This is a genomic window from Pseudomonas sp. FR229a (assembly GCF_030209115.1).
GTDB lineage: Bacteria > Pseudomonadota > Gammaproteobacteria > Pseudomonadales > Pseudomonadaceae > Aquipseudomonas > Aquipseudomonas moraviensis_A.
This window is the reverse complement of record NZ_JARVSP010000005.1, coordinates 158,808-180,703: the sequence shown is the minus strand read 5'-3', so window position 1 is coordinate 180,703 and position 21,896 is coordinate 158,808. Positions and strand designations below refer to the sequence as shown.

Genomic DNA, 21,896 nt, shown 5'->3' with positions numbered 1-21,896 from the left:
AGCGAACACTGGTTATGCGTACAGATACCAGCTCAGCCGTCTCCGGCGCAAACGGAAAAAGATCAATGGCGTTTTTTTCGCGCTGTGATCGAACTTTTCCGCCGATGCTGGCACCAACCGCGTTAGAGGGCCGACAATGCCCGCAATCACATTCAAGCAAGGAGTCAGAGGTGGGTATGAAAATCAAGATGCTGGGCATTCCTGTAGCGGTTGCAGCCCTGTTGGCGCTGGGCGGCTGTTCGACCCAGACCGTGGTGACGCTGCAGAACGGCACCCAATACCTGACCGAGGACATGCCCAAGACCAAGACCGAAGACGGCTTCTACGAATTCGAGGATATTTCCGGAGCCAAGGTCAAGGTTCGCGCTGATGAAGTAGCGACCGTTCGCAAGGAAGATTGATACACGCCGATCGTTTTTCGCGAGCAGGCTCGCTCCCACACTGGATGTGCGTAGTCCACAAATCCCCTGTAGGAGCGAGCCTGCTCGCGAAGGGGCCGGCACAGGCCCCGCACCAACATCAGGCAATAACAACCCCGTCAGCGCTCAGACTGCCCAGCGCCACCCCCACCAACGTCACCGAATCCGCCCCAAACGTCAGCACGGTATCCTGCCCGACCGTCGACGCATGCGCGCGGAAATCTTCCCCCGGCAACAGACCCTGCACGCCAAGAAACACCAGTTTGTCGTTGGCCGTATAGCCCACCACACGATCCTGGCCGAATGCACCGTGGAACAGAAACGTATCCGCCCCGCCGCCCGATTCCAGCAGATCATTGCCAGCTCCGCCGACAAACACATCGTTGCCCGCGCCGCCGAGCAAATGATCATTGCCCTCAAGCCCGAACAGCCAGTCGCCGCCAGCGTGCGCCTTTAGCGTGTCAGCGCCGGCCGAGCCTTTTACGCTCGATTCATAAGCGGTGAGGTTGCTGCCGACTTTCAACCCCGTGGCAGTGGCACTGTGCACCACGTCATCCTTGAAAACGCCCCAGAGAAAGCCCGGCTCCTTGGTCACGATGCTGCCAATGTCGCGGGTGATGCTGATTGCGCCGTTGGCGTCGCGGATGTACAGGTTGCCGGCGCCGTCATTGGCGAAGTCAAAGTTCTTCACCGTCTGCTGCAAGTCGAGCGTGTTGCTACCCTGCCCGCCCAGAATGATGTTGTAGCCACCGCTGTCGCGGAAGCTGTCATTGCCGGCGCGCCCTTCAAGGTAGTCATTGCCGCTGCCGCCCTGGATCAGGTCGTTGCCGTCACTGCCGATGATGAAGGTGCTGCCCTTGTGGGTTTCGGCGTTGCGGTTGAGGTCTTGCACCCACGTGTTGGCCCGGGCCGGGTCGGACAGGTTGGCGACGATGATCGTCGAGTCGCGGCTGGTCAGGTCGTAGAACTTCGATTCCAGCACGCGGGTCATGCCGTCGCCATAACCGGTCGGGAGGTGCGAAATCCACGTCGGAATGTTCAGGATCGAATACGGCAGCACGTTCCACGCGCTCGAGGCGTAGTGGTCGTTGAAGCTGACGATGTTGTCGGTGGTCGATACGTGCGGCGCGTCGTGCACGCCCAGCGAAGCACTGCTGAAGGTCGAACCGTCGAGGGCGCGAAACACCGGGTCGTTTTCGTAGCCGATATTCAGCACCTTGTCGCCGCTGCTCTGGGTCGGCGAGGCGTAGGCGATGTAGTTGGAATCGGCGAAAAAACCGCCCCACTTGCCGCCACTCAAGTCGGCCATGCTGTTAACTGCCAGGCCGCCGAGGCTATGGCCGCTGACTAGCACGTCCTTGCCGCTGAGGCCGTTGGCCCGGGCGAATGCGACGACATCGTTGAGCAGGTTGCCGAAAGCTTCGCCGACGTAGTTTTTCGCGTAATCGGCCGGGCCGAACGCTGCGAGCAGATCGCTGATCACGTCGCCAATCGAATCGCCAATGAGGATCTCCCGCGGGCCGCTGGTGCCACGAAAGGCAATGCCCAGTTCGGTGAGATGCCCCTGGGCGTCGTATTTGCCGAGGATTTCCACCTGCGCGCTGGTATAGCCGGCCTTCTCGCCGAAGAACGTTCCGCGTGCATCGGTCTTGCCGTCGTAGCCCAACTGCGCGGCGCTGATTGGCGTCCAGCCGGCCTTTTGCACGGCCTCGAGGGCGAGTTTTTCCGAGTCCGGATTCCACGGGATACCGGGGATCACCCCTTGCGAGTCGGTGCCGCCAATCAGCGCGCTGACCAGCGTCGCCGGCAGGCCGAGGCCGAAGCCGTTGTGCTGGTAGCCGGCGGCGAAACCATTATCGAGGTTGTGATAGGAATACAGCGTGATCGCCATGGCATCGCTGAACAGTGCCTTGGAATCGGCCGTCGTGAGGTTCTTGTAGTCGTATACACCCATTGCCATTGCCTCTCTTGTTGTTGGAATTGTCAGAGATAGCTCACAGCCAGAGCGCAGGGCTCCGGAGCATTCATCACATTTCGCACATTTCCCTTTGTAGGAGTGAGCCTGCTCGCGATAGCGGTGTGCCAGTTGAGAAATTTTTATCTGAAACACCGCTATCGCGAGCAGGCTCACTCCTACAGTTGAATGCGTTTCGTCAGCAAAACCGCTTCCAATTCAGGATCGCCCACCTATTGGGAATCAGGTGAAGACGAAGCTCGAATCAGACAGGTTAGCCACGCCCACGCCAATCAGCGTCACGGCAAAATCGCCAATCTTCAGCACGGTGTCGGCGCCGGACTGCGCGGCATGCTGCTTGTAGTCATAGCCCTGCCCCGCGCCCTCGACGCCCATGAACAGCAATTTGTCGCTGCCCTGATAACCATTGATCGCATCAAAACCGAACGCGCCGCTGAACAGGAAGGTGTTGTTGCCACCCACCGCCGTCATCACGTCGTTGCCGGCGCCGCCAACGAAGGTCACCTGCGCCTTGTCGCTGATCAGTTGGTCATCGCCACCGAGGCCGAACAGCCAGTCGCCGTCCGCCGTGGCGTGCAGCGCATTGCCATAGCCATCACCGCTGAGCGAATGGTTGTACCGGGTCAGTTCGCTGCCGTTGCTCAAGCCCTTGGCGGTGACGCCCCAAGTGAGCTCCTTGCTGCCCCACCATGAACCCGCCTCCTTGCTGACCAGCGCGCCGATGTCGCGGGTCAGGCTGATGCCGCCATAGGCGTCGCGCACGTACAGCGTGCCGTCGCCGTCGTTGGCGAAGCTGAAGTTCTGCAGCGGTTTCTGCAGATCGAAAGTGTTGTGGCCTTGCCCGCCCAAAATCACGTTGTAGCCGCCGTCATCGCGGAAACGGTCATCGCCGCCCAACCCTTCCAGAAAATCGTTGCCCGCCCCGCCCTTGAGCCAGTCGCCGCTCTGCGAGCCAATGATGAAAGTGCTGCCGGTGTGCGGCTCGCCGCTGCGGCCCAGGTCCTCGACCCAGGTCTTGCCCCGCGACGCTTCTTCAAGATTGGCGACGATGATCGTCGAGTCTCGCTCGGTCAGGTTGTAGAACGCCGAATCGATCACTCGATTCAAGCCATCGGCATAGCCCAGCGAACTGTGCGCCGACCAGTTCAGCGGGTTGACGATGCTGAACGGCACCAGGTTCTGCGCCGTGGAGGCGTAGTTGTCGGTGAAGTTGACGAGGTTATCGGTGGTCGATTCGTGCGGCTTGTCGTGCTTGCCCATCGACACCGCGCTGAACGTGGTGCCGTCGAGCACGCGGAACACCGGATCGTTCTCGAAACCGATATTGAGCACCTGGCTGCCGACGCTGCTCTGGGTCGGCGAGGCGAACGCAATGTAATTGGCGTCCTGGTAGAAGCCACCCCAGTTGTCCGCGCTCAACTCGGCGACGCTGTTGACCCCAAGGCCACCGAGGCTGTGGCCGCTGATCAGCACGTCCCTGGCGGCAATGCCGTTGCCAACCGCGAAAGCGGCGACGGCCTCAAGCAGTTTGTCGAAGGCGTTTTTCGCGTAGTTGCTCGCATAATCCGATGGCCCGACCGCTGCCAGCAGATTGTTTTTCAGATCGCCGAAGGTGTCGCTGTAACCGAGCCCGCCGGTGCCGCGAAAGGCAATGCCGAGGCCGATCAGTTTGCCAGCGGCGTCGTATTTGCCGAGCACTTCGGCTTCAGCGCTGGTGAAACCGTCCTTTTCACCGAAAAACGTACCTTGCGCGCCGACCTTGCCCTGATAGCCCAGCGCCGTCGCAGTGACCGGCGCCCACGCGGTGGCGGGCAACGGTTTGCCGGTGGGCGTGTAGGCATACAGCGTCAGTGCGATGGCGTCGCTGTACAAGCCTTTGCCGTCGGCATTTTTGTAATCGAACAGTCCCATATGCAGCGCTCCCTTTTCGTGAAAAACCGGCAGCCCGTGAAGCGCTGCCGGTTACGCCTCAGAACTGCCAGTCGAGGGTCAGACCAACGCCGTGATCCTTCTCGTTGGAACCGATCAGGCCGTTGTAATCGAGGTTGACCCGCACGTCGCGATTGAGCGCCAGACCGGCACGTACACCGACTACGGCGGCATCGCGATCCATCGACACGCTCTGCACGGTGAACGCGCTGTTGCCGTTGGCGAAGGCCAGGTGGCTGTCGGCATCGACGCTGCTCAGGTTGTGCTGCCAGCCGAGGCTCGCGCCCAGCTCCAGTTGATGCTGGTCCGACAGGGCAAAGCTGCGCTTGGCACGCACGCCGAGGGTCGACAGCACCACGTCGCGGTTGTCTTCACCACCCTTGAGCGCAGCAGCGTCACCCTTCTCGGTGAAACTGTCGGTGTTGAGGTGGACGTAGGACAGATTGGCGAACGGCTCGAGGTTCATCGGTTGCAGGCCCAGATCGTAGGCGGCCTCGGTGAACAGTTGCGCGGTGGTCGCGTCTCGCTTGGTTTTCTGTTTGCCGCTGACGTCGCCGAACTGCAGATCACGTTTCACATCGATGCGATGCCAGCTGTAGGCGCCGCCGACGGTCAGGCGCAACGCGTCGATTTCATGGCCCAGATACGCGCCCAAGTGGTAGCTGTCGACCGACGCCGAGGAATGCGTGCCGCTGCCCATGCTCAACGAACTGTCGCTGTAACCGGTGACGAAACCGAGACGGGTATCTTCAGTAATCAGACCGTCGACACCGGCCAGCAGCCCACCGATGGAGCTGTTGGAATCGGCATTCTCATGTCCGCCATCACTCTCGCCCCACGATCCGAGGACCTTGACCCAGACGTTACTGCGATCATCCGTCGGCGCATCGGCATTGAACAGATCACGCTCACGCAGACGCTCGCCGACCGCTTCGCGCAGGTAACGGCTGTCGTTGATCAGCAGCGTGCCGATGGCCGGGTGAATCTCGCCGGACAACTGTTGAAAAGCCTGCTGCGCCGACGCCGCGTTTGGCGACAGCAACAGGGTTTCGAACAGCGCATTGCCTGCGCCCAGACGCTCGGCGGCGGTACCGACGGCGCGCTGGTTGGGCGTCAGACCGACGCTGGCAAACGATGCCTCATTCCGCCCGACCGCCAGTTGAATGCCGCCCGCCGAGTAATCGAGGGTGCCGCCGAGGAAGGCGTAATTCGGCAAGACCTGACCGAAGCGCCCTTCAATGCCACCCGCTGCTTGCAGGATGTTGTAACGGGTGCCGAGCAGGCTTTGCACTTCGCCGGTGCTGAGCAAGGTCGGGCTGTTTTCCAGTGACAGGCTCACCGTGGCGCCTTCGACGACCGCTTTGCCGCTCGCAACGATCTGGTCGCTGCTGGTTGGCGACAGCTCTACGGCGTAGGTCGAACCCGGCGCGAAGGTCACGTCACCGGCCACATTCAGAGTGCCGATGGAATTGCCCGGTGCCACCGTACCGCCGCTATTTACCGCCAGTGCGCCGATGCGGCCGTTGCCGCCGAGAACACCGCCATCATTCACCGTGACCGCCGATTGCAGCGAGCCATTGATCGCCAGTCGCCCCTGATTGACCTGGGTCGGGCCGCTGTAAGTGTTGTTGCCGGTCAGCACCAGGGTGCCGATGCCTTGCTTGGTCAGACCGCCATGGCCACCGATGTCGTTGCGCCAGGTGTCGAGGCCGCAAGTGATGTCGCTGCACACGCGCTCGGTCGGTTTGCCCTGATCGATGATCGCGCCGATGCCCGGCAAGTCAGCTACAAACTGGCCGGAGCCGTAAGCGCCCTGCACCCGGAATTCCTCGGGAATATCCTGCTCGGTCACGAACATCGCCGGGCCGTCGATGGCTTTGCGCAGATTGATCATGCCCCAACCGTACAAGGCGTCGATGCCCGGCGCGCCGAGGTCGGTCGCCGTAGTGCGCAACACGCTGGCGACCTGGTCGCCGCTCATGTACGGAAAGCGCTCCATCAGCACCGCGATGGAACCGGCGACGTGCGGTGCCGCCATCGACGTGCCGTTGTAGTTGGCGTAGCTGGTGGTCAGGTTGCCGGCGTTGGTGCCTTCGATGATCGAGCTGTAGATCTTCGTGCCCGGCGCCGAGACGCAGTAACTCGCCGTGTAGCCGCAACGCGAGGAGAACGTGCTGATCACGTAGGGGTTGGCGCTGGCCGCGTCCGGGTTCTGCTGCAACGCGGCGACGGTGATCCAGTTCGGCGCGATGTCCGGGACGAAATAACCTAGGCCGGCGATGGCATCCGGGTTGTTGAGGTTGTAGTCGTTGCCGGCGGCGAAAATGGTGACGATGCCGCTGCGTGCGGCGGCAATCGCACCGTCGTAGGCGCCGCCCGGTTTGGTGCCGAGCAAGGTGCGGATTTCGTTGAATTGCAATTGCGCGTCGTTGACGGTGAAGTGCGGGTACGCCGGATCGCGGCCGCCGAGGTCGAAGCGGTCGGTGATGCCGATGCCCCAGCTGTTGTTGATGATCCGCGCCCCGCTGGCGATCAGCGCATCCCAACCGGCCTTGTACACCGCACCATCGTTGCCGCGAACGATGCCGTCCTCCGGCCCCGGGTCGCCGTTGTCGGCGCTGATGATCTGCGCGCCGAACGCGACGCCATGCATCACCCCGCCGTCGCGACTGCCCGCCGCGATGCCGCCAACGTGAGTGCCGTGGGCGCCGAGTTTGCCGTTGGAGCCGACCGAGGGTGAACCGTCATACAGGAACGCATCGCCGGCCTTCACCGGAATGTACGGGTCGGTGTATTCGCGGATACCGCTGGTGACCAGGGTCACCACTTTGTTGCTACCGGAGAACTCCGGATGCGCGGCGTACACCGGCTGATCGAAGATCCCCAGTTTCACGCCTTTGCCGGTATAGCCAGCGGCGTAAGCGTAATCCGCGCCGATCGCGCCCAGGCCCCAGTCAGCCTTGAATTCATTGCTGCGCCAACTCGACGGATCGCCGTTGCGGCCGTTTTCCACGTAAGGCGCTGCCTGCGCCATCGCACTGGCACAGAGCATTGCGACTGTCAGGGTTTTCAGGGCAAAGCGGCCACCCGATTGCGCGGGGGTATTGTTGTTATCCATCCACGACCTTCCTTAGTGATGTTGCGAAAAATCCTGTTGTCTGTGCTGCCGTGCACGCTATTTGTGGCGAGGGAGCTTGCTCCCGCTCGGCTGCGCAGCAGCCGTAAAATCAGTCACCGCGATCTACCTGACGCAAGGCGGGGCCGCTTCGCGCCCCAGCGGGAGCAAGCTCCCTCGCCACAGGAAAGCGCTCGGTCAGAACTGCCAGTTCAGGCTCAGCCCAACGCCATGCAACTGCTCGCGGCTGGCCAGTTGGCCGTTGTAATCGAGGTTGACCCGCACGTCCTTGCTCAACGCCAGACTGGCCTGCACGCCGACCAGCGCCGCATCGCGTACCAGCGCCGAGCTCTCCACCGCGTACGGCGTGCCGCCATTGGCAAAGCGCACATGTTGCTCGGAATCGATATCGCTGAGGCTGTGCTGCCAGCCGAGACGAGCGCTGACGTCCAGCGCTTGCTGAGTCGAAAGGTTGAAGGTTTTGCTCGCCCGTACGCCCAGAGTGCTCAGCACCACATCGCGCTGATCGCCCGAGCTTTTCAGCGCAGCGGCATCGCCCTTTTCGGTGAAGCCTTCGGTGTCCAGATGCAGGTAAGTCAGGTTGGCGAACGGTTCCAGCGCCAACGGTTGCAGCTGCAAGCGATACGCTGTCTCGCCGAAGACCTGGGTGGTGGTCGCATCAAGCTTGGCTTTCTGCTTGGCGCTGACTTCGTCGTATTGCAGATCGCGCTTCACATCGCCGCGATGCCAGCTATACGCCGCGCCGGTGCTCAAGCGCCACGGGCCGAGGTCGTGGCCGGCGTAAGCGCCGAGGTGATAGCTGTCGACTTTCGCCGAGGAATGCGTGCCCGAGCCCATGCTCAGCGAACTGTCGCTGTAGCCGGTGACCAGACCGATTCGGGTCTGCTCGTCGAGCGCGCCGTCGACACCGGCCAGCAGGCCGCCGATCGAGGTGTTGTAGCCTGCGGTGTCGTGGCCCGAATCGGTGCTGCCCCACGCGCCAAGGGCTTTGATCCAGCCGTTGCCGCGGGTCGCGGACTCATCGCGCAGGCGCTCGCCGACTGCATCACGCAACTGGCGGCTGTCATTGATCAGCATCGTGCCGAGCGCCGGATAAATCTCGCCGCTCAGCTGTTGAAAGGCTTGCTGCGCCGAGGCTTGGGTGGGTGCACGCAACACACTTTCGTAGACGGAATTACCGGCGCCCAAAGCTTCGACGGCCGCCGCCACCGAACGCTGGTTGGGCGTTTGCCCGACGCTGGCGAAGCTGGTCGCGTTGCGTTCGATGTTCAACTGAATGCCGCTTGCGGCGTAATCGAGGGCACCGCCGATGAACAGGTAGTTCGGTACTACCGAAGCGAACTGCCCCTGAACGCCGCCGGCCGCTTGCAGGATGTTGTACTGGCGACCGAGCAGGCTTTGCGCTTCGGCGCTGCTGAGCAGTGTCGGGCTATCTTCCAGCGCGAGACTGACGCTGGCGCCGCTGACGGTTGCCGTGCCGCCAGCAACGATACGGTCGCTGCTGCTTGGCGATAGCTCTACGGCGTAAGTCGAGCCCGGTGCGAATGTCACATCACCGGCGACGTTCAAGGTGCCAATGGAATTGCCCGGCGCGACCCGGCCGCCGCGGTTGGCGGTCAACGCGGCAATGCGTCCGGAGCCGCCGAGGGTCCCGCTGTCGTTGACGGTGACCGCTGAGGTCAGCGAACCGTTCACGGTGAGCAGCCCGCCGTTTACGGTGGTCGGGCCACGGTAGGTGTTTGCGCCGCTGAGCAGCAATTGACCGGCGCCGGACTTGATCAGGCTGCCCTGATACACCCGGTTCGCCGCTGCTGCATCGCGGAGCATGCCGACCGCGTAATCGGTCTGATCCTGCTGGCTGGCGCCGGCCGCAACGCCGTTCTGCCAGCCTTTATCCTGCAGGGTTTGCTGCCAGGCGCTGTGCTCGGCGAGGTCTTCGCTCTGACGCTGGATCAGCGCCTTGTCGGAGATGTCATTGCTCCAGACATCGCGCTGCCCTGCCTCCAGATTGGCATCGAACGCGCCGAGCAATTGCCCCGGCCCGCGCATGGCCCGGTTGAGGTTGGCGACGCCCCAGCCGACGCGCTCGTTCGGTGCGTCGGTGACCGAGCCATCGAGCTGGGTGGCGGTGGTCAGCAGCACTTCCAGCGCCTGCTGGTTGTTCATGTACGGATAGCGTTCCATCACCAGCGCCAGGGCACCGGTCGCGTGCGGTGCGGCCATCGAGGTGCCGGACTTGATCCCGTAACCGCCACCGGGAATGGTGCTGTCGATCTTCGCCCCCGGTGTGGTGATGCACCAGTATTTGGCGATGCCGCACTGGTTGTACTTCTGCTGATTGCTCTGATCGAGCCCGGACACCGCTAGCCAGTGGCCTTCCAGATCGGGCTGAAAGTACGGCAGCGCTGAGCGCACGCTGGCATTCGGGTAGCCGCTGTTTCCAGCGCTGAACACATTGATCACGCCGCGCCGCGACACATCGGCAGCGGCGTCGAGCCACGTGCCCTTGTTCCAGTGTTGCGCGTAGGCGGCGTGCAGATCCGCCAGCGTGCGGTAGCTGACATCCGGCGGCTGACTGCCCCAGCTGTTGTTGATCGCCCGCACGCCGGCGTCGGCCAGGCTGTCGTAGACCGCTTTGAAATAGCGCGGATCGGGGCCGGGGCCGAAGAGGAAACTGTCGTTCTTGTTGGTATTGCCGACGTAGATTTGCGCGTTATACGCCACGCCATGCATGCCGCTGCCGTCACGCGACGCGCCCATGGTGCCGACCACGTGGGTGCCGTGGGAGTCGTTGTTCGGGTTGAGCGTGCCGTCGACGTTGAACACTGAGCCATCGACGTAGCTGCCGCTGGCGGTTACCGGGTGATAACGGTCGGCGGAGAATTCGGGGTGGGCGGCATCGAAACCGGAATCGAGCGCGCCGATTTTTACGCCCTTGCCGGTGATGCCGGCGGCGTAGGCTTGATCGGCCTGCATGCGCTCCAGACCCCAGTCACGCAGAAACTCGGCGCTGCGCCAACTGGCCGGATCACCGGGCTGGCCGGATTCCAGGTATTGGGCCTGAACCTGGTTTGCAGAAATCACAAGCAACAGCGTGCCGACCGAGATCGGCTTGATGCGTACGTCCATGTTCATCACTCTCGTTTTTTGTTTTTTTGTACAAGGCTGACTGCGGTGTCGCCTGTTTCCCCTCACCCCAGCCCTCTCCCCAGGGAGAGGGAGCCGATTTGTGTTGATGTCAAAACCTGAGTTCGACGCGGTCGTTCATGTCGATGCAGCTATCGCAGGCAACTCGGTCGCTCCCCTCACCCCAGCCCTCTCCCCGAGGAGAGGGAGCTGATTTGTGTTGTCTTCAGTCATCCTCGACCTGAAAAAATAGCCGACTATGGATTCAGTGCCGCTCGTTCAAGTCGGTGTATCTTTTCAATCTCCCCGGATCGGTCCCCTCTCCCTCTGGGAGAGGGTTAGGGTGAGGGCTGTTGCGCAACCACAAATGCCTCATCCACCCGGGCCAGATCCTGCTCGTTCAGGGTGCCGGCGTAGTAATGCAATTTGGTCCAGGCCATCAGGTAGTCGTAACGCGCCTGGGCCAGATCCCGGCGGGTGGTGAACAGTTGCTGCTCGGCGTTCAATGCGTCGAGATTGGTCCGTTCGCCACCCAGAATGCTTTGTCTGGTCGACACCACCAGCGCTTCCGCCGACTTCAAGGCCTTCTGATAAGCGCGCAATTTGTTCACGCCCGACAGACAGGCGCTGAATTGTCGGCGCAGTTCGATCAAGGTCTCGCGGGTCTTGCCATCCAGTTCGTATTCGGCCTGTTCCATGGTGCGGCTGGCTTGACGGGTCGAAGCCGATACCCCGCCCCCGGCGTACAGCGGCACGCTGACTTCCAGGCCGATGGTGTTGGTTTCGTAGCGCTGGTTATAGGTATTGCCGCTCTCCGACTCGTTGTCGCGCATCGAGGCGTAGGCGCTCACCTTCGGCAGATGCCCGGCGCGGTTGCGCTCGACTTCATAGCGCGCCACCTCGACAGCCTGGCGTTGCGAAGCCAGGTTCGGGTTGTTGCTGATCGCCAGTTCATGCCAGGTGTCGAAGTTGGCCGGTTGCAGCGTGAAGGTCTGAAACTGCTGACCGAGCGGGGCCAGGTCGCCGATGTCCACCGCTGGCACGCCGACCAGCGCCCCCAGTTCGCGCAAGGCAGCATCCTGCTCGTTGCGCGCTTCGATCTCCTCGGCAGTTGCCAATTCATAACGCGACTCGGCTTCGAGAATATCGGTGCGGGTGCCCTCGCCCTGCTTGAACATGTGTTCGTTCTGCTGGAACTGTTGCTCGTAGGCCTTCTTCTTCGCCTGGGCGATGTCGATCTGATCTTGGGCAAACAGGGCTTTGGTGTAGTTATCCAGCACTCGCACCAACAGCTCCTGACTCTTGCCGCGAAACGCTTCGTCGGCGAACAGCGACTGGGCGACACCCTTGCGATACGCCGCGTAAGCCTCGTAATCGAGCAGCGGTTGTTGCACGGTCAGCGCCGAACCGTAACTGCTGTAGTTGCGCTCGTCGGTGCGGTTGCGTGCACGATCATCAAGGGACGTAGCCTTCGAAGAGTTGCGCCCCTTGTTGTAGGTGTAGCCGATCCGAGGCAGCAGCCCGGCGCGGCCGATGGCGCGGTTTTCCAGGCCGGCATCGCGCTCCTTGATCGCGCCAAGGAACACCGGGTCGTTACGCAACGCCTGTTCGTAGATCTCGAACGGCCCCATGGCCGCGACTGCCGAGTGACTGGCCAGCAACATGACTGCTGCCAGCATTGAAAGCTTATTCATACAGCCGAACATCCTTATTCCTCGGTCAACGCGGAACCGGCGCGATCGAGCAGCGGTTTGAACAGGTAGTTGAGGAGTGAACGCTCACCAGTGCGCACGAACATTTCCGCTGGCATGCCCGGTTTGATCACCAGGCCGTTGAGTTTTTCCATCGCCTGATCGCTGACGCTGCTGCGCAGCACGTAATAGGGCACGCCGGTTTTCTCATCGACCATCTGGTCGGCGGAGATCAGGCTGACTTCGCCGGGCACGCGCGGGGTTTTGCTCTGGTTGAAGGCGGTAAACAGAATGTCCACCGGCAGATGCGTGCCGACCTTGTCGATCAGGTTGATTGGCAAATGCCCTTCCACTTCCAGGGTGGTGCCTTGCGGAACGATCTCCAGCAGCGTTTCGCCCTGACGCACCACGGCGCCTTCAGTGTGCACGCCGAGATTGACCGCTACGCCATCGGCAGTCGCCAGGATCTCGCTGTGCTGCAAATCGAAACCGGCGGAGGTCAGTTGCTCGGACAGGGTCACGCTCTTCAACTGCGCGTCGGCCAGTTGCGTGCGGACCTCCTTCTGGTATTCCTCGCCGTGCTGTTGCAATTTCAGGCGCGACTCAAGGATGCCCTGCTCGACACGACCGCTTTCGCCGGTGTTTTCCGCCAGTTGCTGTTGCACTTGCGACAATTGCCGCTGGTAGTCCATCAAGCGGTTGCGCGGAATGTAGCCGTTGTCGGCCAGCGGTTGCAGGTTGCTCAATTGTTGCTGCAAAGAGCTGGCCTGGGCATTGAGGTCGCTGCGCGCGCGGCGCATCCCGGCCAGTTGCGCAGTGGCGCCTTCGATATTGGCGCGCAGTGCCGCCTGCTCCCGCGAGAACGCTTCGCGGCGGCTGCTGAACAGTTGCCGCTGGCCTTCCAGCACCAGCGCCAGACGCGGATCCGGGTCGTCGCTCAGTTCGGGCGGAAAGGTCACTTGTTTGAGGTTGTCGCGCTCGGCCTGCCAGCGCGCAAGGCTGGCCCAGGCCATGCGGTATTGCGCCTGCAGCGATTGCACATCGGCCGCCACTTGCGTCTGGTCGAGGCGGAACAGCGGCTGGCCCTGCTTCACGATTTCGCCTTCGCGCACCAGAATCCGGCTGACCACGCCGCTGCTCATCGACTGCACGGCCTTGCGCTTGCCCGAAACCACCACCGTGCCCTGCACCGGAATGCCCTGATCCAGCGGCGCCAGTGCCGCCCAGGTGAAGAAACTGCCAGCGCCGACGATGGCCAGAATCCAGCCCATGCGCGCGAAAAATTTCGCATCGCGTTCCGGACGCTCAGTGAGATAGGCGTGTTCCATGTTTGCTTCGTTTTCAGTGTTCATGCTGGCGCTGCTCATACACCCGAATTCCTGGTCGTGGGCTGATACTGCCGGCTCATGCTGAGCCCGCCCGGTGCTTGTGCAGCTTTTTCGCGTTGCTGTTCCTGTTGCCCGGACAGTGCCTTGAGCACATCCTGACTCGGGCCGAACGCCTGCAGACGACCGTCGTTGAGTACCAACAGCTTGTCAGCCTGGGCCAGTACCGAAGAGCGGTGCGTAACCAGAATCACGGTGGTGCCCTGCGCCTTGAGTTGTGCGATGGCACTGGCCAGTGCAGCCTCGCCGACCGTATCGAGATTGGAGTTGGGCTCATCCAGCACCACCAGACTCGGCGTGCCATACAGCGCACGGGCCAGTGCCACGCGTTGCTTCTGGCCACCGGACAAGCCACTGCCGTCCTCGCCCAGCTTCGTGTCGTAGCCCTGCGGCAGGCGCAGGATCATCTCGTGGACGCCGGCCTGTTGCGCAGCAGTGACGACTTTTTGCGAGTCGGTTTCACTGAATCGCGCAATGTTTTCCGCGATGGTGCCGCTGAACAGCTCGATGTCCTGCGGCAGGTAACCGATGTAAGGGCCAAGCTGATCGCGATTCCAGCGGTGGATATCGGCGCCATCCAGACGCACGGTGCCGCCCAGTACTGGCCACACGCCGACCAGCACCCGGGCCAGCGTCGATTTGCCGGAGCCGGAAGCGCCGAGCACACCGAGTACTTCACCGGCACCGAGGTTGAAATTGACCATATGCAACGTCGCGGAACGTTGTCCCGGTGGGCCGGCGCTGACCTGTTCGAAGGAAATCTGGCCCTTCGGCGCTGGCAGCGCCATGGCCTCGTCGCTTGGCGGGAACGCCTGCAACAGCGCATCCAGACGGCGGTAAGCCAGCTTCGCCCCGCTCCACTGTTTCCATACGGCGATCAACTGGTCGATCGGGCTGAGCACGCGGCCCATGAGGATCGAGCCGGCGATCATCATCCCGGCGGTCATATCGCCTTTGATCACCAGCAAAGCGCCCAGGCCCAGCACCAAGGATTGCAGGCACAGACGCAGGGTCTTGCTCAACGAACTGATCACCGCGCCGGTGTCGCTGGCCTGGTTCTGCAAGCCGAGAAAGCGCGAATGCACCCCGAACCAGCGTTTGCGCAGCGACCCGAGCATGCCCATGGCCTGAATGGTTTCGGCGTTGTGCAAATGGCTGGTAGCCAACTGACTGGACTGCTGGGAAAACCCGGCGGCCTCGCCCAGCGGCTTCTTGGTCATGTATTCGTTGAGGCACGCCAGTGCAATCAGCAGCAACGCACCCGCCGTGGCCAGCACGCCGAGCCAGACGTTGAACAGGTAGATGACAAACAGATAGACCGGAAACCACGGCGCATCGAAGAAGGCGAACAATGCAGGACCGGTGACGAACTGACGGATGTGGGTCAGATCGCCGAGCGACTGCCCGGCATTGCCCTCGCCCTTGAACAGGTTGCGCTCGAATGCAGCCTGATAGACCCGCAGGTTGAAACGGCGCTCCAGCTGGCTGCCGATGCGGATGACGATAAAGCTGCGGATCACTTCCAGCAGCCCGATAAAGGCGAAGAAACCGACGACCATCAGCGACAGCATCGCCAGGGTGGTTTCGTTCTGCGACGACAGCACCCGATCGTAGACTTGCAGCATGTAGATGGACGGCACCAGCATCAGCACGTTGATCAGCGCGGTAAAACAACCGACGCTGATCAAGATGTTCTTATAGTCGCCCAATGCCTTGATTAACGGAGCGGTGGCTGGGGCCTTCGCCATCTTCATTGATTATTCCTGAACATTATTCATCGCCCCTGCGAGGCGACACTTCAATTAATAAAGCGAGCCATCCGCGGATACACTTTCGCGGCGGCCACTTACACTTTCATAACAACTAACGCCGGATATTGCGGCGCAGTTGCCTTTATTGACCTTGCTTATAACCGTGTGACCAATCGCTATAGCTGTATTGGTTTGTAAAAAGGCCGATCAGTTATCGGGCGCCGTACGTTCCAGCGTGACGATCAGCCCGGACTTCAAAGTCGCCAGATACAACCCATCACGTTGTCGGCTGAAAAACTGGATTCTTGAGCCTTCGTTACCGGTGATCGACAAGCCGTCAGGATCAGGAAACCAGCCGATCGGAGCTTGCTCGAGCCACGCACCCAGACAGTCTGCTCCCTTGCCAACGGTCTTGTTGGCGAGCAGTTCGACGCTACAGGTATTGGAGGGTTTGTCCTGCAGCTTTTGCGTCCGCAGGTCCTCGACTGTGCTGGACAGTGTTGCCTGCCACTTTCCGGCAAACACGGAGGGCTCTTCGAGTCTGAGGCTGCTTGCCATCGCTGTTGCTCCTGAAATCGTAACGAGCGCCGCTGAAAGCCACGCCGATGCCTTGTAGGTAAAAGCTCTGTAGATCATGGGAAATTTCGCTCCAGCCCTTAGCGTTGCGTACAGCGCCTACCGATGCAAGTAAAGAAAGCGACGCCTTGGGCGCCGCTTTCCCTTCACATCACGCCACGATGTCGCTGGTCGCTGCCTGGCCAACGGTGCTGACGATGAAGTCCGCCACGCCGTGCCCGGAGAAATCCACCGACAACAGGCTGTTGCCGCCCGACGAGGTCAGCACTGCATCGCCAGCGGAACCGGTGAAGCTGCTGACGAAGTGCAGGCCCGCCCCGTTGGTGATGCCGGTCAGGTCGATTTTGTCCAGACCGCTGACGAAATCGAGGATCTGATCGATCGCACCCGGCTTGGAGTCCGAGCTGGCAGCGAACACGAAAGTGTCCGAACCGGCGCCGCCCCACAGCTTGTCGGCACCGCCCGCGCCGTAGAGGATGTCGTTGCCGGCACCGCCCTTCAGCTCGTTGGCCACACTGTTACCGATCAACAGATCGCTGCCCGAACCGCCAATGGCGTTTTCGATGATCGCGCCCTTGGCAATCGACACGTTGCCGACCAGCCCGCCCACGTCGGAGAACGAAGCGTCATTGAGGTTGATCTTCTGGTTCTGAGTGAAGCCAGAGAAATCCAGAGTGTCCTTGCCGCCGGCGTCCCACACCGAGAACACCACTTTGTCACTCGACGACGAAGCGCTGAGGAAATCGCGGCCGGCGTTGGAATTGAAGCCGTAGGTGGTGTCGCCGGTGCGGGTGCTGGTGTTGGCACCGTAGAGTTTCTGGATGGCGGCGATATCGTCCATCAGCGGGCCGGACGAATAGGCTTCGACGCCGCCCTTGCTGAAGTTCTGGTTGGTGTTGCTCTCGCTCCAGTAACTCATGACGCTGTAGCCGCGCGTATCCTGGCCGTAAGTAGCGTCATTGTAGGTCGGGTTGCCATTGCCGGCGTTGTAGTCGCCAGGGTGAGCCAGGCCCAGGGTGTGGCCGATTTCGTGGGTCAGGGTCTGACGACCGTAGTTGTTCAGATCCGGGTTCTTGTTCTGCGTGTAGCCGCTGTTGATCAAGTACCACGAAGTACCGTCATAACCTGCGCCGGTACCTGGCAGGTAGGCGAACGCCGCCGCGCCATCCTGGCCGCCACTGTAGTTACCGAACGTCATGTGGCCGTCGCCGCCCGAAGCTTTCTCGGTGAACGTGACATTGGCCACGTCGGCCCAGGATTGCATGGCGAGCTTGGCCTGCGCCTGCTGCTGCGCGCTGAACTGACTGAACCCACTGATCCCGTGCTTGTTCATCGTGCTGTTCGATGCAGACGTCAGGAACGTATAGGTGAGTTCGATTTTGCCGCTGCCGTCCTTGTCCTGGTAGGCAGCGCCATCACGCAGCAATTGCGTAGCCGCCTGATCGACGGTGTACGAGGGTTTGCCATTGACCGTGAGGTTGCCGCCACGATCGTATTGATGGCTGAAGCTATTGATCTGGTTGTACGCCGAGCTGAAGGCGGCCAATTGGAAAGCCTGTTCGGCGGAATCAACAGCGTTGGTTTTAACTTTTGACATAAACACACTTCCTTGTTTAGCAATGGAACAGTTTTTGTCCGACAGGACGATCTTTGGCGAGATCGTCCTATCACTCGCCCAATGAAGGCGTAACGAACCTGACACAATTTGAAATCTGTCGTAAAGGATTTTTTTGCGATCCAATTTCGATATATCAGGAAACTGCCGTAAACAAAGCGCACAGGGAGGAAAGATTGTTGTTAGTTGCTGGGGACAGGGCAAATCGTCTGACGATTTCCTATTTAAATATTAAATATCGGTAAGTTTGGATTTGTTGGGCAAGTCACACTTTCAGACAGCGGTGCCAGTGCTTTGATATCAACTACTGGCTTCACGCAATATCATTGTGGGAGCGAGCCTGCTCGCGAAGGCGCCTGCCCAGTCAACATAATTGTTGAATGACAGACCGCTTTCGCGAGCAGGCTCGCTCCCACAGGGGTCTTGTGTGTTCGTCCTGGAAAACTCAGCTACCGGTGCGGATCTTGTTCCAGACCCGCGTACGAATCCGGTCGATATTCAGCGGCATCGCCTCCAGCGCGAACAGCTTGCCCATCATTTCCGGGCTCGGGTACACCTTGGTGTCGTTCTTGATCGCCGGATCGATCAGGCCGTCCGCCTGTTCATTGCCATTGGCGTAATGCACGTAGTTGGTAATCCCGGCCATGACGTCGGGGCGCAGGAGGTAGTTCATGAAGGCGTAGCCGGCCTTCTCGTCCGGGGCGTCGGCGGGCATGGCGACCATGTCGAACCAGATCGCCGCGCCTTCCCTGGGAATCGCATAACCGATCTCGACGCCGTTTTTCGCTTCCCTGGCGCGGTTCTCGGCTTGCAGGATGTCCCCGGAAAACCCGACCGCTACGCAAATATCACCGTTGGCCAGGTCGCTGGTGTATTTCGATGAATGAAAGTAGCTGACATAGGGCCGGACTTTCATCAGCAGCGCTTCGGCTTTCTTGTAGTCCTCGGGATTCTTGCTGTGGTGCGGCAGACCGAGGTAGTTAAGCGCCGCCGGGAGCAATTCCGGGCCGTTGTCGAGAATCGCCACCCCGCACTTCTGCAGCTTTTCCATGTATTCGGGCTTGAAAATCAGGTCCCAGGAATCCACCGGCGCATTGTCACCGAGCACCGCTTTGATCTTGGCGATGTTGTAGCCGATACCGGTGCTGCCCCACAGGTATGGAAAGCCGTGCTCGTTGTTCGGGTCGTTGGTCTGCAAAGCCTTGAGCAACGCCGGATTGAGATTCTTCCAGTTCGGTAGCTGACTTTTGTCGAGCTTCTTCAGTGCCCCGCCCTGAATCTGCCGCGCCATGAAGTGGTTCGACGGGAAGACCACGTCGTAACCGGATTTGCCGGTCATCAACTTGCCGTCGAGGGTTTCGTTGCTGTCGTAGACGTCATAGGTGACGCCGATGCCCGTGTCTTTCTGGAAATTCTTGGTGGTGTCCGGGGCGATGTAATCGGACCAGTTGTAGACCTTGACCGTCTCGGCCGCGTGACTGACGGAAACGGCCAGCAGCAGCGGCGCCAATGCGAGGGTTTTCTGGATCATGGGGCGATTCCTGTATGGGCTTTTTTTGTTGGCAGGCAATCAAACGATCGAACAATCAGAAAATCAGCACGTAGCTCTTGCGCACGGTTTCCTGGATATCCCAGATCCCGAGCGTGTTGGCTGGCAACATCAGTGCGTCGCCGCCTTGTATGTGCAGGGTTTCGCCGCCACCGTCGGGGGTGAACGTGCAGCGCCCGGAAATGAAATGGCAGAACTCCTGCGCAGTGATCTGTCGCCGCCAGCGCCCTGGGGTGCACTCCCAGACGCCGGTTTCAACCCCGTCGTCGCGCTCGACACTGGTGGTCGAGGCGATTGCGACGGGCTCGCCGAGGGGCACGGCGACCGGGCTGGATTCTTCGAGGGCCAGCGTGGCGGTGTTCTTGAATTGGGTGATGCTCATGGCGTGACCTGTTTATTGAGGGAAACGGCGTTTAGTGCATGAAACCTTCCATGAAGCCGGCGACCCGGCTGGCCAGCTTGCGCCGCCAGGGTGCGGTGGCCGGGTTGGCCAAGGTCTGGTCTTCGTGCACGAAGCTTTTGATGATCGCGTTGTAGCCCAGCCAGCGGCACGGCTCCGGCTCCCAGGCGCGCAGCGCATGAATGCCGCCATCGGGCAGTACCCACGGCTGCCGGGTCAGTTCGCTGTCGCGTTCGAGAATCAGATCGGCCAGGGTGCGTCCGCCGAGATTGCTGGCACCGACGCCCTCACCGCCGTAACCGCCGGACAACGCGACGCCATTGGCACGGTCGCAGAGCATGTGCGGCTTGAAGTGCCGCGACATGCCGAGGTTGCCGCCCCAGGCGTGGGTGATCTGCACGTTTTTCAGTTGCGGAAACAGTTCGCCGAGCAGGTAGCGGCGCAGTTCGACCTCGTCGCCGGTCAGGTTGAAGTCATGACGCAGCTTGCCGGCGAACTGATAACCGCCACGGGCGCCGAAAATCAGGCGGTTGTCGGCACTGCGCTGGCCGTAGGTGACCTGACGGCTGAATTCACTGAACGCCTGGCCGCGATTCAGGCCGATTTCATCCCAGGTCGCAGCCGACAGCGGCTCGGTGGCGACGATCAGGCTTTGCACCGGCAACTGATAGCGGCCCAGCGGCGGCAACGTCACCGAATAACCTTCCACGGCCGGGACAATCCAGCGACCGCGCACGCTGGCTTTGGCGGTGCGCAAACTGCCTGACTGCCAGTGGCTCACCGGGCTGTTTTCATAGATTTTCACGCCCATGTTCTGCACGGTCTGCGCCAGACCGCGCACCAGTTTCGCCGGGTGAATGGTCGCAACGTGAGGGGCGAAGATGCCGCCGTAGGGTTTCGCCACGCGGATCTGCTGAGCCAGTTGCTCGGGGCTGAGCCAGCGGTAATCGTCGTCCGTCAGCCCTTGAGCGTGCAGCTTGCTCAGGTAATCGCGCAGCACAGTTTCCTGTTCGGGATAGCGCGCGGCGCAATAAAGCACCCCACCCTTGCGGTAATCGCAGTCGATGCCTTCACGTTCGATGACGATTTCCACTTCATCAGGAATGCTGTGCAGCAGGTCGTAAGAAGCCCGGCGTTGTTCGGGCGACAACCCTGCCAGCAGACGATCCTCGCCGAGCAGGTTGCCCATCAGCCAGCCGCCATTGCGGCCGGAAGCACCGAATCCGGCGGTTTGCGCCTCGATGATGGCGATATCCAGGCCGGGCGCGTGTTTCTTCAGGTAGTACGCCGTCCACAGTCCGGTGTAACCGGCGCCGATGATTGCCACGTCGACGTCCAGATCCCGCTCCAGCGCAGGCCGGGCCACCAGCGGCTCTTCGAGCTGATCCATCCACAAACTGATCGTGCGCCACGCCGACATGCCAGACTCCGCCACTGAAAACCTCGATGGCGTCGATCCTAGTGGTTGTCTTCAGTGGCTGTCTTGCGCGCGTGCCCGCAGAGAAATTTGTCTGGCGTAGGCCTTGGGTGACTGACCGGTATGCTCGCGAAAGCATTTGTAGAACGCTGACAGCGAATTGAAGCCGGCGGCGAACGCCAGCTCATCGATACGCAACGGCGGCGTGGCGCTGTCCAGGGCGCGCAGCAAATGCTGCAGGCGCGCCTGATTGACGTAGCGATAGAAGCTTTGCCCAAGCACTTGGTTGAGCAGATAGGAGATCTGATTGCGGCTGTACCCGCACTCCTTCGCCACCCGTTGCAGGTCGAGCTCAGGATCCAGATAAGGTTGCTGGTTTTCGAAATACTGCTGCAGGTCTTCGGCCATGAAACTCAATTGCCGCGGTGACAGCCCTAGACGACTGACCGCCGGGCGCTGGCTGGGTGCCGAACTGCCGTCGGCTTGCGTACGCACCAGCGAGGCGTACTCGTTGACGCGCCAGATCAAACCGTCCTTGACCGTGATCGCTTCGCTGGAACGGAACGACACCAGGCCATCGCCACCGCGCAAAGTCACCTCGTACTGAATGAACGCCGTGTTGCCGTCCACCCGGATGCGGTCGCAATGTTCGAGCAGTTCGTCGGATTCTCGCGGCATGCTGACGCGCACGTATTCGCGCAACTCGTCCAGAGCAAGCACGCGATTCTGAAAGAAATCGTTGTACTGGATATCGGCGTGATAAAGCGCCATGACGCTGTCCAGATCTCGGTGTTTCCAGCTCAGGTGATAGCGCATGACCGTGGCGGCCGTGGCTTGGGTCTGTTCTGGGCCGTCGTCATCGGCGTGCATAAGCGGCTCGGCGAAAAAGAACCGAGCTTGCCCAACTTCCTCTGCCGCTTCAATGAA

General features: G+C 61.2%; 14 protein-coding genes. 1 reads left to right on the top strand and 13 read right to left on the bottom strand.

The annotated features are described in order from the left end of the window. Window positions 1-176: 176 nt before the first annotated feature. The gene (locus tag QRN33_RS04355) at window positions 177-401 is read left to right on the top strand and encodes a YgdI/YgdR family lipoprotein (protein ID WP_042610041.1); all 225 of its coding nucleotides are present in this window, start codon (window positions 177-179) and stop codon (window positions 399-401) included. Window positions 402-519: 118 nt separating this feature from the next. Here QRN33_RS04355 and QRN33_RS04350 read toward each other — a convergent pair whose 3' ends face one another. From QRN33_RS04350 to QRN33_RS04290, 13 genes are all read right to left on the bottom strand, one after another. Beyond that, window positions 520-2,373: a polyurethane esterase gene (locus QRN33_RS04350; protein ID WP_285407355.1), complete on the bottom strand. Its 1,854-nt coding sequence runs from the start codon at window positions 2,371-2,373 to the stop codon at window positions 520-522. A 243-nt stretch (window positions 2,374-2,616) separates the two neighbouring features. Continuing rightward, a complete protein-coding gene (locus tag QRN33_RS04345; protein WP_285407322.1) occupies window positions 2,617-4,305 on the bottom strand; it encodes a polyurethane esterase in 1,689 nt (562 codons plus the stop codon). A 58-nt stretch (window positions 4,306-4,363) separates the two neighbouring features. Then, window positions 4,364-7,441 (bottom strand): autotransporter serine protease, encoded by a 3,078-nt coding sequence (locus tag QRN33_RS04340; protein ID WP_285407320.1) that lies wholly within the window; start codon window positions 7,439-7,441, stop codon window positions 4,364-4,366. A 195-nt stretch (window positions 7,442-7,636) separates the two neighbouring features. Continuing rightward, window positions 7,637-10,588: an autotransporter serine peptidase EprS gene (eprS, locus tag QRN33_RS04335; RefSeq protein WP_285407318.1), complete on the bottom strand. Its 2,952-nt coding sequence runs from the start codon at window positions 10,586-10,588 to the stop codon at window positions 7,637-7,639. A gap of 335 nt (window positions 10,589-10,923) precedes the next feature. Further along, window positions 10,924-12,291, bottom strand: coding sequence for a TolC family outer membrane protein (locus QRN33_RS04330; protein ID WP_042610046.1), 1,368 nt, complete (start codon window positions 12,289-12,291; stop codon window positions 10,924-10,926). 2 nt (window positions 12,292-12,293) lie between these two features. Then, entirely contained in the window at window positions 12,294-13,643 is a 1,350-nt protein-coding gene (locus QRN33_RS04325) for an HlyD family type I secretion periplasmic adaptor subunit (protein ID WP_042610047.1), read from the bottom strand. Then, window positions 13,640-15,415: a type I secretion system permease/ATPase gene (locus tag QRN33_RS04320; protein ID WP_285407316.1), complete on the bottom strand. Its 1,776-nt coding sequence runs from the start codon at window positions 15,413-15,415 to the stop codon at window positions 13,640-13,642. Before QRN33_RS04320 ends, QRN33_RS04325 begins: the two co-directional genes overlap by 4 nt. Window positions 15,416-15,619: 204 nt before the next feature. After that, window positions 15,620-16,048 carry an AprI/Inh family metalloprotease inhibitor gene (locus QRN33_RS04315; RefSeq protein ID WP_285407314.1) on the bottom strand — a complete coding sequence of 143 codons (429 nt, stop codon included), beginning with the start codon at window positions 16,046-16,048 and terminating at the stop codon, window positions 15,620-15,622. A 91-nt stretch (window positions 16,049-16,139) separates the two neighbouring features. Beyond that, window positions 16,140-17,585: a serralysin family metalloprotease gene (locus QRN33_RS04310; RefSeq protein ID WP_042610050.1), complete on the bottom strand. Its 1,446-nt coding sequence runs from the start codon at window positions 17,583-17,585 to the stop codon at window positions 16,140-16,142. A 463-nt stretch (window positions 17,586-18,048) separates the two neighbouring features. Further along, on the bottom strand, window positions 18,049-19,134 hold the full coding sequence (locus QRN33_RS04305) for a polyamine ABC transporter substrate-binding protein (RefSeq protein ID WP_285407311.1): 1,086 nt from the start codon (window positions 19,132-19,134) through the stop codon (window positions 18,049-18,051). Window positions 19,135-19,189: 55 nt separating this feature from the next. After that, window positions 19,190-19,534 carry a cupin domain-containing protein gene (locus tag QRN33_RS04300; protein ID WP_042610052.1) on the bottom strand — a complete coding sequence of 115 codons (345 nt, stop codon included), beginning with the start codon at window positions 19,532-19,534 and terminating at the stop codon, window positions 19,190-19,192. A 31-nt stretch (window positions 19,535-19,565) separates the two neighbouring features. Further along, window positions 19,566-20,972, bottom strand: a complete 1,407-nt coding sequence (locus tag QRN33_RS04295; protein ID WP_285407309.1) for an NAD(P)/FAD-dependent oxidoreductase — start codon at window positions 20,970-20,972, stop codon at window positions 19,566-19,568. Between the two features lie 51 nt (window positions 20,973-21,023). Continuing rightward, window positions 21,024-21,839 carry a helix-turn-helix domain-containing protein gene (locus tag QRN33_RS04290; protein WP_123419514.1) on the bottom strand — a complete coding sequence of 272 codons (816 nt, stop codon included), beginning with the start codon at window positions 21,837-21,839 and terminating at the stop codon, window positions 21,024-21,026. Window positions 21,840-21,896: the final 57 nt, after the last annotated feature.

What these genes read in the sequence shown, in the direction of transcription:
- QRN33_RS04355 (WP_042610041.1), top strand. Translation starts at nt 177, where the DNA reads ATGAAAATCAAGATGCTGGGCATTCCTGTAGCGGTTGCAGCCCTGTTG.
- QRN33_RS04350 (WP_285407355.1), bottom strand. Translation starts at nt 2,373, where the DNA reads ATGGGTGTATACGACTACAAGAACCTCACGACGGCCGATTCCAAGGCA.
- QRN33_RS04345 (WP_285407322.1), bottom strand. Translation starts at nt 4,305, where the DNA reads ATGGGACTGTTCGATTACAAAAATGCCGACGGCAAAGGCTTGTACAGC.
- QRN33_RS04340 (WP_285407320.1), bottom strand. Translation starts at nt 7,441, where the DNA reads ATGGATAACAACAATACCCCCGCGCAATCGGGTGGCCGCTTTGCCCTG.
- eprS (WP_285407318.1), bottom strand. Translation starts at nt 10,588, where the DNA reads ATGGACGTACGCATCAAGCCGATCTCGGTCGGCACGCTGTTGCTTGTG.
- QRN33_RS04330 (WP_042610046.1), bottom strand. Translation starts at nt 12,291, where the DNA reads ATGTTCGGCTGTATGAATAAGCTTTCAATGCTGGCAGCAGTCATGTTG.
- QRN33_RS04325 (WP_042610047.1), bottom strand. Translation starts at nt 13,643, where the DNA reads ATGAGCAGCGCCAGCATGAACACTGAAAACGAAGCAAACATGGAACAC.
- QRN33_RS04320 (WP_285407316.1), bottom strand. Translation starts at nt 15,415, where the DNA reads ATGAAGATGGCGAAGGCCCCAGCCACCGCTCCGTTAATCAAGGCATTG.
- QRN33_RS04315 (WP_285407314.1), bottom strand. Translation starts at nt 16,048, where the DNA reads ATGATCTACAGAGCTTTTACCTACAAGGCATCGGCGTGGCTTTCAGCG.
- QRN33_RS04310 (WP_042610050.1), bottom strand. Translation starts at nt 17,585, where the DNA reads ATGTCAAAAGTTAAAACCAACGCTGTTGATTCCGCCGAACAGGCTTTC.
- QRN33_RS04305 (WP_285407311.1), bottom strand. Translation starts at nt 19,134, where the DNA reads ATGATCCAGAAAACCCTCGCATTGGCGCCGCTGCTGCTGGCCGTTTCC.
- QRN33_RS04300 (WP_042610052.1), bottom strand. Translation starts at nt 19,534, where the DNA reads ATGAGCATCACCCAATTCAAGAACACCGCCACGCTGGCCCTCGAAGAA.
- QRN33_RS04295 (WP_285407309.1), bottom strand. Translation starts at nt 20,972, where the DNA reads ATGTCGGCGTGGCGCACGATCAGTTTGTGGATGGATCAGCTCGAAGAG.
- QRN33_RS04290 (WP_123419514.1), bottom strand. Translation starts at nt 21,839, where the DNA reads ATGCACGCCGATGACGACGGCCCAGAACAGACCCAAGCCACGGCCGCC.